This is a genomic window from Mycoplasma sp. CSL7475-4 (assembly GCF_024834065.1).
Classification (GTDB): Bacteria; Bacillota_I; Bacilli_A; order Mycoplasmatales; family Metamycoplasmataceae; genus Mycoplasmopsis.
The window spans coordinates 25,507-41,846 of the sequence record NZ_JANUYA010000001.1 but is presented as its reverse complement, the minus strand read 5'-3'; the positions used below and the strand labels follow the sequence as shown (position 1 = coordinate 41,846).

Genomic DNA, 16,340 nt, shown 5'->3' with positions numbered 1-16,340 from the left:
AAACATAAAAGATCATGCACGCACAAAAAAATATGAAGAAACCAAGACTCCGATAACTAAAACATTATTTGTGTGCTATTGATACTTTATGAATTAAAATAGTAAAGTTAAAGACGTCATGCCTTTCATCAAGACAATAAAATTTCTATATAAAGCTGATTAGCTTTCTGTTTTTGTTTGATTTCGCAAATAATGTATAATCGATAAAGTTTAAAAACGTAACTTTATGCGGGAGGATTATAATGAAAAAGAAATGATGTATTACAACTCTCGCGATTTTGCCAATTGTTCAAGTTGCGCTCAATTACCGAGCTTCAAATGTAAATCAAAATTGACATAAGCAAAATGATTTAGCTCATATTTCAACTAAACGTATTAATCTCGACCAGTATGATGCGAGTGATTGGATGAGTAATCTCTCTGACAATAGAAACTTGTTTTCATTGTCAATTCCAGGAACTCATGACTCAGCAATGTATAATGGATACGGCATTTACTGATTTTTTGGGAGTCTAAGAGCACAAACACAAGTGTATAGTTTTCAAGAACAACTAAAATTAGGTATCAGAGCATTTGATTTACGAAGCCAAAATGACGGTAGGTTAGTGCACGGTCCTGTTACGTCTTATCAAACATTAGATAATGCATTTTATGAATATACAAAATTTCTTGAGAAGCATCCAACGGAATTTATTTTGGTGCGTATAAAAGATGAGAATTTTAATGTTCGTGATAACAATTACGCAAGACAAGCTAATAGTGTATATCATGATGTTTTACATAAATACGAGAAGTTTTTATACAACACGGAGGGTAAATCGTATAATACTTTATCACGTGAAAAGGGTTTCAATATTCAACAATTTCGTGGCAAAATTATTGTTTTGAATCATTGACACCACTTGGTTACTACTGACTTAAAAGGCGGATATCATTTTCGTGAGTTAACGGTAGAGCAAAGCATTCAGGATAAATATGATGGATTAAGTATTGATGAAAAAATTAATCTGATTACTAAACATTTTAACAAAACCAGTAATAAGGAATATTTAGAAGACAATGTATATGTAAATTTTATGTCAATGGCTGCGGGATGACGTCCCGATAATTCTTCTGCACGAATAAATCAAAGAATTGTAAATTATTTAAATCAACACCAGGAATTATCAACACTAGGCGTTGTTTTTGCTGATTATCCAGGCCCTTCATTAATTCAAGCAATCTATAAAACTAATTTTAACTATACAGATAAAATTCTTGATAATGATGGGCTTGAAAAAAATGTTAAGGACCTAAGTTTTTCTCGAATATACGATGGTGACACCGAGATAACATTGTTAATATCAGATAATATTGAAGCTTATCGCGGATTGAATTTAGAGATAAATATAGATGATGAAACGCTTCGTAGAACAATTCCTAATAATTTTAATTCAACTAAATTCGTGATTAAACTAGACAATAAAACATTAAAACAAGGACAAAATTTAACTATTAAATCTTACAAAATGACTCCAAATGATGGCTGGTATATGCAAAGAAAATACAACGAAATTAACAAAACACTGGAAATAGAAATTAATGATTTCATTATCAGCCGTAATAACATGATTAATGAAGTATATTCAATGATCATTGATTATAGTTACAATCCAGATTACAGTAACATTGTTGATTATTTACAATGCATTTTCATGACACCTTTAAGCAAAATACGGAACGGCGATAATGAAAAATTTGCCGAATTAAATAACAACTTCAATGCAATCAAAGAACAATTGAAAACTCAATTGCTTGTTTTAAATAACATTGACGATAATTTGCTTCATATTGAACAAAGCGAGTTAAATTTAAATAATTTTTTCACTAATGAAAATAGTGAAAAAATAATGAATTCCAAAGTCAATGCAATCAGTAAAATTGATAATTTATTCAGTAATAACAACACTTATATAAGTGGTGATGACATTGATGGTTTATTGACCGAAATAACAAAAAATAAACAAATTACTAGTGTTGCTACAGAGACTATTAATATTAATAAGAATGTAAATATTGCCGAAGCAAAAAAACAATTAAATAGTGTTGATTCTTCTTTTGATTTTGCTAAAAAATATTGAGTTGATGAACTAAACACAATTTTAACTAAACCAAATTATGTAATATCAGATATTGAAAATTTGAATAATATAGACAGGATAAATAAAGCGGCGGAAGATTTTAAAAATAATTTTTCAAGTCCAATGCCGAATGTTGTAAAAGATATTAATCTTGCTGTCAAAAACATTGAGATTATAAAAGAGTTTTTTGATACTGACGAAAACCGTACTTTACTTGATAAATTTACTGAAGATATTATTGAAAATATCGAGAATTTATCATCGCCTGATATTCTTAAAGAAAATGTTGAATTGTACAAAGAAAAATTACAAACTCTAAAATCTTCATTGAAAAAGGCAAAACAATATTTAGACGAAAATACCGTTTTTTCTAACAAAGCAATGCATACATTGAAAAATACAATTAATGAAATCAATAATATGTTTGAAAATCAAAAACGAATTGAATTTAACATTAGCTATTTTGAAACAGCAAACAATAAAATTGATACAGATATCAAACACGCTATGCATTCAAACAATCTTTACACTGAAATTAGTGAAAAAATAGACGAAAATGATGATTTATTCAGTGAATGAAAAGAACTTTTAAAGGAAAAATTAAATCATATTAATGACATTACTGATAAATCAGTAGAGCCAATTCAAAATTTAATTAGTGATTTAAAAAATGGTGATTTTAATAATAAATTGAATAATCTAGTTCATTTAAGTCAAGCTCAAAAAGAAAGAATGTTAACAAATATTAAATCTAATATTGATATAAATGCAATTAATCAATCATTTGTCGATTTTGCATTAGTTAATGCAAAAATGTTGGAGTTAAAAGATCTTGTTGATGAATTTAGCGATTTTGAAAATTTAATAGGTTATAAACTATTACTTGATGAGAATAAAAAAGAACTATCAAACAATATACATTTGATAACTCAGTCAATAAATGATGATCTAAACATAGAAGAAATTGAACAAAAAATTTCTTACTTATTGAATAATAAAAATATTTTTAACGGGGACCAAATTATTGCTGATATTGATAATTTAATTACAAATTCAACCCAGTTATATTCATTCCAAAAGAACAAGTTTAAAGACGTTTTAAGAACTGTTGACAACTACTCAAAATTACAATCATTAAAAAAATTAATTCAACTCGAAGAACAAAATGATTTGATAAATAATGATAAAAAGTTATTTAAATTATTATCAGCAACACAAGAAGAAAATGTTTTAGACGCGTTAGTAAATGCAAACAGTCAAGATGAATATCAACAAATCAAGGAAAGAACAACAGAACTAAACAATGTTGTGGGCAATGCCATTGATTTGTTGAGTAGAATTTCAAATATAGAAAATGATCAACGTTATATCAATAATTTCGAAGAAAATAAGCAAAATTTAATTGACTCCATCGATGTTTTAAAACATATTTACTTGATAAGTCAAGACTCAAACCAAATATTGAATCAAATAGGCGAGGTCGAGAAAAAAATTGAACTATTATACTCAGAATCAGAAAGATACATTCAATATCAAGAAAAAAGACAAGCACTGCAGCTATATGCAGAGACTAAGAACCGATTAAACGATGAAAAAGAACGGCTAAATAATGACCAGTATATATACAATGAAATTATTGCCGAAATTAATAATTTAATCGATCAAAGCGACCTTACTATCAGTGATGGAGCTTTAACAACTACTGAAATTAATTTAGCAAATGAGAAACTAAATGATTATTTACTGAAAATTAATGATTTAAAAATAGCTGCCAAAAACAATTATGACAAGGAACAAAGAAGATCGAATTTTGCGAATTTTTACAATCTATTTTATTTCACGATCAATGATGAAACAAAAGAGACAATCTTACCGTCTAATATTGTTGCATCTCAACTGAATAAAGACAATTACGACCCTAATTATCTAATTTCGGACATAAATTTATCAGCCAATAATGACAACGGCGAAATAACGATTTCTTATACAATCAGTACAACTGACAATGAATTTATAGATAATAAAACACAAGTAATTACTGGTTTGTTGACCACAAGTCGTGTAGAAGAAGCAAAAAGAATTGAACAAGAAAGACAACAATTGATAAATTCTCTTCAAAAATCAATCAATGATAAGTTAATTTTTTCAAAAAATAACTGAAATATAGAACAAATCCAAGATAAAATTAACGATTTTAATACTAAATTAAATCATTATTACGAGCAATCAAATTCATCTAATTTAGAACCTGTTCAAATTGACAAGATATCAAAACAAGTAGCAGATGATTTTAAGTCTACAAAGTCATTTGTTGATGATTTCGTAAATCATTACCTTAATAATTTGATAAATAATACCGAATTTAAAATACCGAAAGAAAAAGATATTACGCAAATAGAAATTTCTGACATTACATCAAATGTCAACGATAGTAATATCAGCCTAAAAATAGATCGTATTGAAAAAAATCTACAAGATTCAAAAATCATTATTCATTTTTCTTTGAATTATAAAAATTTAAATAAAAATGCCGAATTTGAGATTAAGGGCTTTTTGCCCAAACCATCTTTAAAACCTACAAAAAACAGTATTGCTGAAGAAAATAACAAACAAACAAAATCAGACCAAGAGCAAAAATTTTTAGACGCTCAACAAAACACTGAAAAAAGCAATATCACAAACGAATCGCCACACAATAATCAAATACAAAAACAAAATACTGAAAAAAGCAATATCGCAAACGAATCACCACGCAAACATCAACATCAAAATCAAAACACTAAAAATAATCCAATATTAAAACAAGAACAAAAATCGAATAAAGCTAGTTTTAATAAAAATTATCTTTGACTGCTATCAATCCCTATAGTTGGAGCACTAATTTATGGTGTAATTTTCTTCAATTCAAGGTCAAGAAAAAGATAGAAATATTAACCATGGTAATCATGGTTTTTTTATATTGCTTTGGTCAAAGCAAATTTTTTGTCGCAAAAAATTTATATTAAACAAATTGATATTAATTTTCATATTTTTTGAGATTTTAACGAGATAAGTAAATTAAATAAATTTAGTTTTTGTCCAAAAAAATAGTAAACAAGCGTTATCGGTAAACGTGCAAATGATAAATATTTACTTGTGAGTTTTCACAATTAATTTTTGCTATTCAAAAAAGGCTTTTTTGATGAAAAATACTTATTTTTTAGCACTTTTTTTCTACAAAAAAATGCAAAAAAATATTTTTATTATTTTTATTTTTTGCCTCATTTTTGGTTGTTTATAATAATTATTAACCTTTAAAGGAGGTGATTATGAAAGATCGAAAAACTAAAAGAAAAAACGAATATTACTACAATTCAGTTTCACCAATAGAATACTATCAAAATGGTTTTCAAGGAAGACTAAGAAGTGTTAATTGAAATTGAATCAACGACGATAAGGACTTGGAAGTTTGAAATAGAATTACCCAAAATTTTTGACTGCCTGAAAAAATACCTGTGTCAAATGACTTAAAGTCCTGAAATACTTTAGATGAGAAGTGACAACAATTGATTACAAGAACATTTACAGGGCTAACTCTACTTGATACAGTTCAAGCGACAGTATCGGATACAGCTCAAATACCACATTCAACTACCGATCATGAGCAAGTTATATATGCTAACTTTGCTTTTATGGTTGGTGTGCACGCTAGAAGCTATGGAACAATTTTTAGTACTCTATGTTCTAGCGAACAAATTGAAGAAGCTCATGAATGAGTTATAAACAATGATGCATTGCAAGCGAGAGCAAAAGCATTAATTCCATTTTATGTAGGAGATGACCCACTAAAATCAAAAGTTGCATCAGCACTTATGCCAGGGTTTTTATTATATGGTGGATTTTACTTGCCATTTTACTTAGCAGCAAGATCAAAATTGCCCAATACTAGCGACATTATTAGATTAATTTTGAGAGACAAAGTGATCCACAACTATTACAGTGGTTACAAATATCAACGCAAAGTAGAAAAATATTCTAAAGAAAAGCAAGAAGAAATGAAAAAATTTGTTTTTGACTTAACTTATAAATTGATTGATTTAGAAAAGAAATTTTTATATGAACTTTATGATGGTTTTCATTTAAGCGACGGTGAAAACTTGGCTGAAGATGCTATTAAATTTAGTTTATATAATGCTGGTAAATTTTTACAAAATCTAGGATATGATTCACCATTTAGCGAAGAAGAGACAAGAATCAAACCGGATGTATTCGCCCAATTATCTGCTAGAGCCGATGAAAATCACGATTTCTTTTCGGGAAATGGCAGTAGTTATGTTATGGGCGTTAGCGAAGAAACTGAAGATGAGGATTGAGAATTTTAATTATGAGCAAAGATTACATTAAATTAGATGAGGTTATTCAACCAAAAGGTGAAATTCACTGTGTTTATTTCACAACAAATACTAAAAATACAGAAACTTTCGTAAACAAATTAGGTTTTAAATCAACTGCTATACCATATAGTATTGAGGAAAAAATCAGTGTTGATTTTGATTATGTATTATTTTGCCCTACCTATTCGGGCGGTGGGGAATTTCGTGAGGGTGCCGTACCTAAACAAGTAATCCAATTTTTAAACAACGAGCAAAATAGAAAACATTGCCGTGGTGTTATCAGCTCAGGCAATACCAATTTTAATGATACCTACGCTATTGCAGGTCCAATAATTTCAAATAAATTAAAAGTTCCTTTGCTTTATCAATATGAGTTGAGAGGGACAAAAGCGGACGTAGAAAATGTGCAAAAAACACTAATTAATTTTTGAGGAAAACATGAATAACGAGACAAAAAATAAATTGAATGATGAAGACGACAAATATATTGCTTTAAACGCAATTGCAGGAATTAAATTCAATGGGAAACATGATTTTAGTGCAGATAAAGAGGCAGTAAAAAGGTATTTAATTTCACACGTAGAACCAAAAACAAGAAAGTTTGAAAATGAACAACAAAGACTGAATTTTTTATTGAAAAATCACTATTACGAGCAAAATTTAATCGATAAATATGGCCTTGACAATGTTCTTTCATTGACTGATTACGCATTGAGTTTAAAACACGAATTTCCTAGTTTTATGGGAGTTTTTAAATTCTATTCAACATATTGTTTGAAATCGTTTGATGAGAGTGAGTATTTAGAAACATATTCACACAGAGTGTTGATGAATGCTCTTTTATTAGCCGATGGCAATATTGAGCTTGCAAAATCGTTAATCAAAGATATCATTGATGGTTGTTTTCAACCGGCAACTCCAACATTTTTAAACGCTGGTAAAAAACAACGTGGCGAGTATGTATCGTGTTATTTATTGCGTGTCGAAGACAATATGGAATCAATAGCGAGAGCAATTTCAACATCATTACAATTATCAAAAAGAGCCGGCGGAGTCAGTTTGTGTCTAACAAATTTACGTGAGTTTGGTGCACCAATTAAAAAATTAGAAAATCAATCATCTGGAATAATTCCTGTAATGAAAATATTAGAAGACTCATTTAGTTATGCTAATCAATTGGGACAAAGACCAGGTGCTGGTGCGGTTTATTTAAATGTTCACCACCCAGATGTATTATCTTTTTTAGATACAAAACGTGAAAACGCTGATGAAAAAATAAGAATTAAATCATTATCATTAGGCTTAATTGTGCCTGATATTACATTCCAATTAGCTAAGGAAAATAAAGATATGGCTTTATTTTCGCCCAAAGATATCAAAGATTATTATGGCGTATCAATGAGCGACATTTCAATTACTGAAAAATATGATGAATTATTATTTAATCCAAAAATTAAAAAAACATTTATTAGTGCTCGTAAATTATTCCAAACAATTTCAGAACTTCATTTCGAATCAGGTTACCCATATATTCTTTTTGATGATACAGTAAATGCCAATAACGCACATCGAAAACAAGGAAGAATAGTAATGTCTAACTTGTGTTCAGAAATTGCACAAGTTTCAACTGAAACCGATTATTACAGTGATTTAACAATCAAACAATTAGGTCAAGATATTTCATGTAACCTAGGAAGTTTAAACATTGATAAACTTATGAAATCTGGCACTGATTTTGAAAATGTTGTGCAACGATCAATTAGAGCACTAGACACTGTTTCACGTGTTGCTGATTTATCATCAGCGCCAAGTATTCAAAATGGTAATAATAAAAATCACGCCTTAGGTTTAGGGGCAATGAATATGCACGGCTTTTTAGCAACACACAATATCTATTACAATTCTGAAAAAGCTTTGGACTTTACTAACATTTTCTTTTACACTGTTGCTTATTATGCTTATAAGGCATCAAATATGTTAGCACGTGAAAAAGGTAAATTCAAAGACTTTGAGATATCAGATTACGCCAACGGTAAATATTTAGAGAAATATACTGCTTGTGAAAATGACAAATTTACTCCTAAAACACAAGAAGTTGCTGATATTTTCAATAAATATTCAGTAAAAATACCAACAAAAGCTGATTGAATTGAATTAGATAAACAAATTCAAAAATATGGTTTAGCCAACTCTCATCTAATGGCGATTGCGCCAACAGGAAGTATTTCATACCTATCTTCATGTACCCCTTCGCTTCAACCTGTAGTAGCTCCTGTTGAAGTTCGTAAAGAAGGTAAAGTTGGTAGAGTTTATGTACCTGCATACAACATAAACAACGAAAATATTCAATTTTATCAAGACGGTGCCTATGAGCTAGGACCTAATCCGATAATTGACTTGGTGTCAACTGCGCAACAACATGTAGACCAAGCAATATCATTAACTTTGTTTATGACAGACAAAGCAACAACCAGAGATTTAAATAAAGCCTACATTAGAGCATTTAGTAAAAAATGTAGCTCAATTTACTACGTTAGAGTTCGTCAAGAAGTGCTAGAAGGTAGTGAAAATCTTGAGTGTGAATCTTGCATGATTTAATCGCTCATCATAAATATTAAACATTTTATAGGTGCAATTCATATTGCATCTTTTTAAATTCAATATTAGGTGTAAAATATTAACAACAGAATATTTTTATACTTTTATTTTGTGTATAGAAATTATCAAATAACTAAAGTGTTCTTATTTTTAAGTGTTTATCATAAAAAATGCTAATTCGTCATTAATAAATGCCTAAAAAAATGTTTTTGATATAATTTTTATTTTAATTAGTAATAAAATATCTATATATTCTATAAGTCTAATATTAATGGGGTAAAAATGAAATTTTTAAAAAACAAAAAAACAAAAAAAATAGCTCTTTCGCTTTTATCGACTGTCACAATAGCCTCAGTTGTTACAACAACTGTATATTTCAGCACGTCAAAACCCGCAGATTCAATCGATTATCAAAGCAATGCAAAAGTTAATGAAAAATTCATACCCAAAGATAATTTAGATTTAGAAAATACCGTTAGATCTATCCTTGATAATAACATTAGAGAAATAGAAAAACCTATTGAAAAACCAAAACCAAAGCCACAACCCAAACCCGAACCACCTAAAAAGATTGAAATTGTAAAGACAGATACTGAACCTAAACCAGAGCCAAAACCCAAACCCGAACCACCAAAACCAAAACCCAAACAACCCAAACCAAAACCAAAACCTGAAATTAAGCCAACACCTAAACCACAACCAAAGCCGGATGTTCAAATACTTGATGATGATAAAAAAGTTGCCTACGAAGACAACTTAACTAACATAACGATAGCGGGTGTTGATGTTCACGCAGAGGTTGAACTACCAAGAAGACGTCAAGTTTACAACTATGATGTGCGTAACAAAATTACTAACCCCAACCCTTATCAAAATAACACTGTCGGTAAAATTATTCACGTAGATGTTACTAATGAATTAAGAGAAGGTGTTATTAAACAAGCAAAAGACTCACCGGTTGGTATTAATGGATCGGGAATCAAAACTTTGGTTGGTTATATAAGCGAAATCCAAGATAAGAACGCCAAAAACATAGATAGTTTTATTGGACAAAACCAAGCATATTGAGATAAAGAATTTTGAAAATGACGCAGATTATTCGACAGTGATAAGGTCAAAGAATTTCTTAACGATGAAGGAAAACAACAATATGACACGATGGATTTTCAAGGTAGCAAGCAATGAAGATATGTTTGATTGTATCAACATCTAGATTTTAATAAATTCACTAAAATCTCTGCTACTGCCGAAAAATACTTAGCACAAGGTTATGTTTTAGACCCACGTGAAACATATTTCACTGAAAACGGAGAATTGGAGTCAAGTGTTTGAAATCTGCCTGATGAATTTAATGGCACAATTTCGAGATTAAAAAGAGATAACCTTACTCGTCGTGTATTCAGTTATGATACTCAATGAAACAGAAGCCCAGAAGATATCAAAAACGGGACTTATCCAGGTTGAAGTAGCAGTGATGTTACTCGTACTCACAAAGCATTTAGAGATATTGTAACCTATGGCGATGGTGTAAAAATCATTCAAATGAAAAGAAATAATCCAATTGATGATCCTAAACAAATCAACGAAGGACTGGTTTTAGAAATCGATGCAGCCAATACTGCCGGTTATGATAAAACTATTCGTTTAATTCGAAGAGTTAAAGAACAAAATCTTAATGTTGTTTCGTACAGAATAAAAAATATGGGTGAAAATGATAGTGCCCAAGCATTCAAACCTATTCTTAGAGAATTGCCAAACGAAATACAACAGCTTGAACTTTACTTTAGTGATCGGGCAACAAACACTGGTTCTCTAATTGAATTAGAAAACAAAAGAATTAAAGAATTGGCATTGTACACACTTGGTAATTCTCTACTTGATATTTGAAGTATTAACCCACTTTCACTTAGAAATACTGAGTGAATCAATACCAATGACTACAATGTTAGTTCAGAATTTGCTAATAATGTCACCGCAATTTCACGTATTACATTTGACACATTAGCTTTTGATGCCCAAGATTACGATGAAAACTCACAATATCCATACGAAAGAATAAATCTAGGTTTAAGAATGGCATATTATGCTCGTAATAACGAGCCTTTCTTCCAAGGTGGGTATGGACCAGGTTTAGATGTGGACCACAATGAAGGTGGCAACAATTATCCAACTGGACTTGACTTCACTAGAGTGCCTAAAATTAGATCATTACACGGCTTAGTATTTAAGGACCAAATTAAACAAAGTAATGCTCCACGTAAAATTTGGAGAGCAACATTCTATAACAATGATAAATATTTTGAAATTGGTGCAAAAGATTTAGATTCACCAGGACTAGAAAACTTCGCTCCACCAGCACCAGGGATGAGACCAAAAATTAAATTTTCAAATGGTACTACGACTATCGGTTTTAGAATCAATGAAGATATTAACTCAAGAGCAATTGCTAATTTAGCACGTTTTAGAGAATTAGCTAGAAATGAAGATCCTTTATTTCCAGGTAAAGTATTAGTTTCAGCGGATATTCCAAACAGCGAATCATTAATTAATAGATTACGCGGCGCTGGTTTCGATGTTGAAATTGACAATGGAATTGAATTCCAATAATGAGAGGAAAATATGAAAACTAAAAAATGATACTTGATGCTTTCACTTTTAGGCATATCAGCAACAACTCCAATGGTTGCTGCAGCTTGTGCAAAAAGTGACAGTGTAAGCGATATCGACAATAACAAACAAAAAAATCCCCCAACAACACAAACACAAAATAACTCAAAAGATGTTTCTTTTGATAATTTAACATCATTAAGTTTTGATGAATTATTTGACGCTAATTTTGGATTTGATTCAAGTTTAAGTAGATCGGAAATTGATGCTCTATCATTGTCAAAAGATGCTACTAATTTAGTGCACTTAACTTTTAAAAATAATTTAGCAAATAATTTTGATTTTAACTTAATAGGTGTTAATACTGCAGCGGACGCAAATATTACTGGTTTAGCTCAATTTAGCATTGAAATTACTGATAAAAAAGACAAAACAAAAAGCATTATTAAGAGTTTTGATTTAAGCGGTTTTAAAAAGACAGCTTACGGCGCAGACAGTAATGGGAACATTCCTTTTGATTCAACAAAAAATGTTGTAACAAACACATACATCAATTCTAACCAAATGGAAAGATACAAATTAGATAATGAAGAATATTTAACCGAATTGAAACACCAATATCACGATCAACCAGAAAACAGCGTGCGTGAAGAATTAAATTACACCCCTTCTTATGCACAAAAATTCAATGATTTAGCCGACGAAGCGAAAATACCAACATATGAGGATGGAGTTTATAAAGGATTTACCTTGCCTAAATTTAATCCTGATGGTAGTTTTGGCGGTTTATCAATCCACTCTGGTTCAGTTCCGACAAAATACTCAAAAACAGACTTTTTAGGTGATAGAAATATTTTCCAATCAATCGGGTTAGCTCGTTTATTGCCAAATGAAAAATATAGAGATATTGCCTATCAAACTGTGTCAGCAAGTTTTACATACGCCAATGATTTTGAAGTCGAAATAAATGAATTGCAAGCAAAAATTGCCAAAATGACTGAGTGAAAAAACAATAATCAAAATCAAAGATTAGCAGAGTACATAGAAGCTCTTGTCAATATTGAAAAAGAAAAAATTGAATATCTTAAATACGAATTGAAACAAACTTTAGAACACCCCGAAACAGCAGAGAGAGATAAAGACGGAATTAGAGCTAGTTATCAAAATCAAATCGATGAAATCAATAGAAACATTGAAGAAAATATTAAAAAATTAACTTTTGATGCGGTTATAGCCGGTTGACAAAAAGAAATCCAGGATTTTGAAAAACAAAAAAATTCAGCCAGAAATTATCTTAGTTCATCAGGAACAATGTGAATATTAGATTACGCAAAACCTGCAAATGGTGGCTACCCAACTAAATGATATTTTGGTACAAACTCACACGTGGCAAGAATTTTTCAACGTGAAGGTTTCACTGGTTTTGGAATTACCATTCTTAAGTCATCGCCTGAAGTTGGTTTAAATACCAAATTAAAAATAAACGGTTTAGATCCTCATTTTGACACATATATATTTGGTGGTCCAAATGTTAAAAAAGCTGTTACAAGAATTTACGATGGTACTGACTATCTAAAATCATCTCCAACTGAATACCTTGATGAAAAAGATAAAAAAGAGTATGCTGGCGTTGAAGAAATGATTGATTTTGCAGTGGTTGAAATTGATTTTTCAAAACTACAATTAGATACTGAGAATACTTTTTCTCTTAGAAATAATAACAATGATATAAGCAATGATTTTGTCACTGCTAATTCAGGAAATTGAGCTGAAAACTTAGCTCGTGCTATGACTAATAATTATGCAGAATTAGACGAAAGCAAAAAAGTTAAATTCCTTGGAAATTCATATCTAAAAGACTATGAAAAAATTAATTATGATTTAGTTATTAGAAAAGGTGTTCAACCTAAACAAACAGATCAACTATTTGCTTTAGGTTACCCAAGATCAACCGAAGATTTCTTCCTAGATAAATATGCCGATCATGATCAATATAGAGTAAAAGACTCATACGAAAGTCTATGAATAAATTCAGATTATCAATTCTACTACAGTGTGCCAACTTCGGAAGGCGGAACACCAAGTACACCAAAAGAAAAATTGGATAGAGGAAATTACTTAAGTTACCAAATTGGTTATCGTTCATTTATTGATAAACCTGGTTTAAACGATGGTTTTATTGTTAGCCCAATTCGTGGAAACAATATTTACACAACTCTTGATGATAATTATCATTCTCACAAATATTTTAACTCAGGTCTTCAATACATGCTAAGACACTTTGTTCCGATTGGTGGTTCATCTGGCTCGAGTGTTAGAAATCAAGACAATAGATTAGTTGGCGTTCACAGCACTATTATCAAAGATGCACGTACAGATTTTGTTGCTGCATTTAGATCTGAAGGTTGAGATTATAGAGGCGCTTATGGTAAATACAATTTAGAGCAATATGACTTAATCTATGGTGGCGGAAGAGATCAAAAAACTTCATATAGACAAGCACTACAGAAAAAATATGGTGGTCAATTCAAAACACAATTGTTCGCTAATGGTGTATCAGACAACGACATTCCTGATGAATTCAAATTTAATACACAAGATTTATTGAATAAAAAAGCAACCCAATAGCTTGCAGAAAGGAATTTGACATGTTAGACACTAAAATTGATAATAAGCGTGTTTATGATGATTATCAGTCTTTGCTCAATAAACAAAAGAGAAATATTTCGACTAAAATTTACCAATGAGTACTGATATCTTTGCTTTTTATCACAACTCTTTTGTTATTTCTTTTTGCAGATAAAACCTTATTAAGTATTGAAATTATTGAAAAAATTAGTGGTGTAAAAAATAACTACGGAATTTATTTTAATAGCACCAACGCTAGTTATAAAGAGATAAACGCTATTGTTTTTATTAGAATGACATTACTGCTTTTCGTCTTCATTTATCCTTTTTCAAAAGCATTTGGAGATTTAAGGTTAAACAAAGAAAAAGTTCAATATTATTGACCTTGATTTATATCTTATACACTGATTTCATTGACTGCATTTTTCTTGTTATTCTTCTTTCATTCGTTTATCACTAAAGACACCTTTATTGCAACATCTGTCTTATTATTGGTTACATTTTTAAGTGATTTTACACACTCAATATTTAATTTTTATCTAAAAAGAAAAAGTGATCCTATCAACGGTGGTAATCGCAATATTTTAATCATTTCCCAAGTATTTAAATTTGCATTATTCATCATCGCAATAACAATCTTTTTTGCTTGAAGTTCAAGTGGAAAATTATTATTACAAGACAATAAATTTGCTAATTGATTTAAAGACCTATTTGAGGTCAAAAAAGCAGCAAATTTAGCAATAATCATTGCTCTATTTGTTGGTTTTTCACTTGTTTTCTTCTTTGCTATCTACGATAAAATTAATATTTTAATATTGAAGCAATATTCTAAAGAATACTTAAAACAAAAGTTATTATTCAATCTAATCATTTTATTCGCTTTACTATTATGAAGCATCAGAATAATGACTTTACTAAAAACAACAAGAAACATTTTTGATGAGGAAGTTAAAACTAATAATTATTTATCATTGCTATTTATTTTAGTTCCTGTTCTACTCTTTGTAACTTATTTTGTTATCAATGTTATTCCTAAATTTAGAAACAAAGGGATTTTAATGAACACATTGATATTTGCCTCATTTAATACTATTCTTTGACTAGCATTTGCAATTTTTTCATTGAAATCAACTGATACCAAAATTAACCTTATCGTTTTATTTAGCTCAATAATTTCTTCGCTTATTATTCTTGCGATATTTATGTATAAGAATTACTCACCAGCCAAAACAAGTATTATTTTCATTATTTTATTGACAATTATTAGCGTTATCGTTTTAAGCATATTTAGCTTTTCTCAATTGCTAATATCAAATGGCAATAATGAATTAAGTTTCATTAACTCAAGTTTAAGTATTCCGCAAATATTCGCAATTATTCAGGTAAGTATTTCTATTGCATTCTTAATTGCCGCAATCGCACAATTCTGAATAGTAATTTTCAAAATCAACAACGCAAAATCAATCTATAAAAACGAGGTAAAAGATGAAAAATAGCAAAATTTCCAAAAAAGAACTTCATAATCTAAAATTGCAAACTGAATTAACATTATTCAATTTGTATGATGCTTACGAACAAAAAAGACAAAGCAAAAATTTTATTTCTTTTCAACAATTGCACGCATCAATATTACTTTCGATTGGCGAAGGTTTTGAATCTAAAGTCTTCAAAACTATCGAAGAGAGAGTTCAATTAGCACTTAGCAAAAAATATGACATTATTTTTAATAAATTCATTATCAGTTTTGGCAGAATAATTAAATTTAGCCAACATATTTTATTGCCAATATTAACTAAAGAAGAATCATCGTCTAATGATGTTGTTGTTCTTTCTCACGACCCTGAACTTTCAGTTTCAAGATACTTAGTTAAATTAAATCAAGAAATAGATAAATTGATTGATAAAGGTGGTTTTGTAGAAGTTATTCCTAATACGATTTTGTATCGTTCGAAACAATCTAATAATTTGAAATTGTCATTTAGCAAAGAAATGCTATCAACAATTAAGGAATAAC

At 29.7% G+C, this 16,340-nt stretch carries 8 protein-coding genes; all 8 read left to right on the top strand.

Annotation, left to right across the window (positions count from 1 at the left end; genetic code table 4):
* Nucleotides 1–242: 242 nt before the first annotated feature.
* The 8 genes from NXS15_RS00165 to NXS15_RS00130 all read left to right on the top strand — a co-directional run bounded on the left by NXS15_RS00165 (nucleotide 243) and on the right by NXS15_RS00130 (nucleotide 16,339).
* The gene (locus NXS15_RS00165) at nucleotides 243–5,045 is read left to right on the top strand and encodes a hypothetical protein (RefSeq protein WP_259289858.1); all 4,803 of its coding nucleotides are present in this window, start codon (nucleotides 243–245) and stop codon (nucleotides 5,043–5,045) included.
* Between the two features lie 383 nt (nucleotides 5,046–5,428).
* Complete coding sequence (nrdF, locus tag NXS15_RS00160) at nucleotides 5,429–6,481, top strand: class 1b ribonucleoside-diphosphate reductase subunit beta (RefSeq protein WP_259289857.1); 1,053 nt, start codon at nucleotides 5,429–5,431, stop codon at nucleotides 6,479–6,481.
* A gap of 2 nt (nucleotides 6,482–6,483) precedes the next feature.
* The gene (gene nrdI / locus NXS15_RS00155; RefSeq protein WP_259289856.1) at nucleotides 6,484–6,939 is read left to right on the top strand and encodes a class Ib ribonucleoside-diphosphate reductase assembly flavoprotein NrdI; all 456 of its coding nucleotides are present in this window, start codon (nucleotides 6,484–6,486) and stop codon (nucleotides 6,937–6,939) included.
* The gene (gene nrdE, locus NXS15_RS00150) at nucleotides 6,932–9,091 is read left to right on the top strand and encodes a class 1b ribonucleoside-diphosphate reductase subunit alpha (protein ID WP_259289855.1); all 2,160 of its coding nucleotides are present in this window, start codon (nucleotides 6,932–6,934) and stop codon (nucleotides 9,089–9,091) included. The genes nrdI and nrdE overlap by 8 nt, the downstream gene beginning before the upstream one ends.
* Nucleotides 9,092–9,373: 282 nt before the next feature.
* Complete coding sequence (locus NXS15_RS00145; protein ID WP_259289854.1) at nucleotides 9,374–11,698, top strand: putative immunoglobulin-blocking virulence protein; 2,325 nt, start codon at nucleotides 9,374–9,376, stop codon at nucleotides 11,696–11,698.
* Between the two features lie 12 nt (nucleotides 11,699–11,710).
* Nucleotides 11,711–14,326 (top strand): Ig-specific serine endopeptidase MIP, encoded by a 2,616-nt coding sequence (mip, locus tag NXS15_RS00140; RefSeq protein ID WP_259289853.1) that lies wholly within the window; start codon nucleotides 11,711–11,713, stop codon nucleotides 14,324–14,326.
* Nucleotides 14,327–14,346: 20 nt separating this feature from the next.
* Complete coding sequence (locus tag NXS15_RS00135) at nucleotides 14,347–15,822, top strand: MSC_0624 family F1-like ATPase-associated membrane protein (RefSeq protein ID WP_259289852.1); 1,476 nt, start codon at nucleotides 14,347–14,349, stop codon at nucleotides 15,820–15,822.
* On the top strand, nucleotides 15,812–16,339 hold the full coding sequence (locus NXS15_RS00130; RefSeq protein ID WP_259289851.1) for a DUF2714 domain-containing protein: 528 nt from the start codon (nucleotides 15,812–15,814) through the stop codon (nucleotides 16,337–16,339). The genes NXS15_RS00135 and NXS15_RS00130 overlap by 11 nt, the downstream gene beginning before the upstream one ends.
* Nucleotide 16,340: the final 1 nt, after the last annotated feature.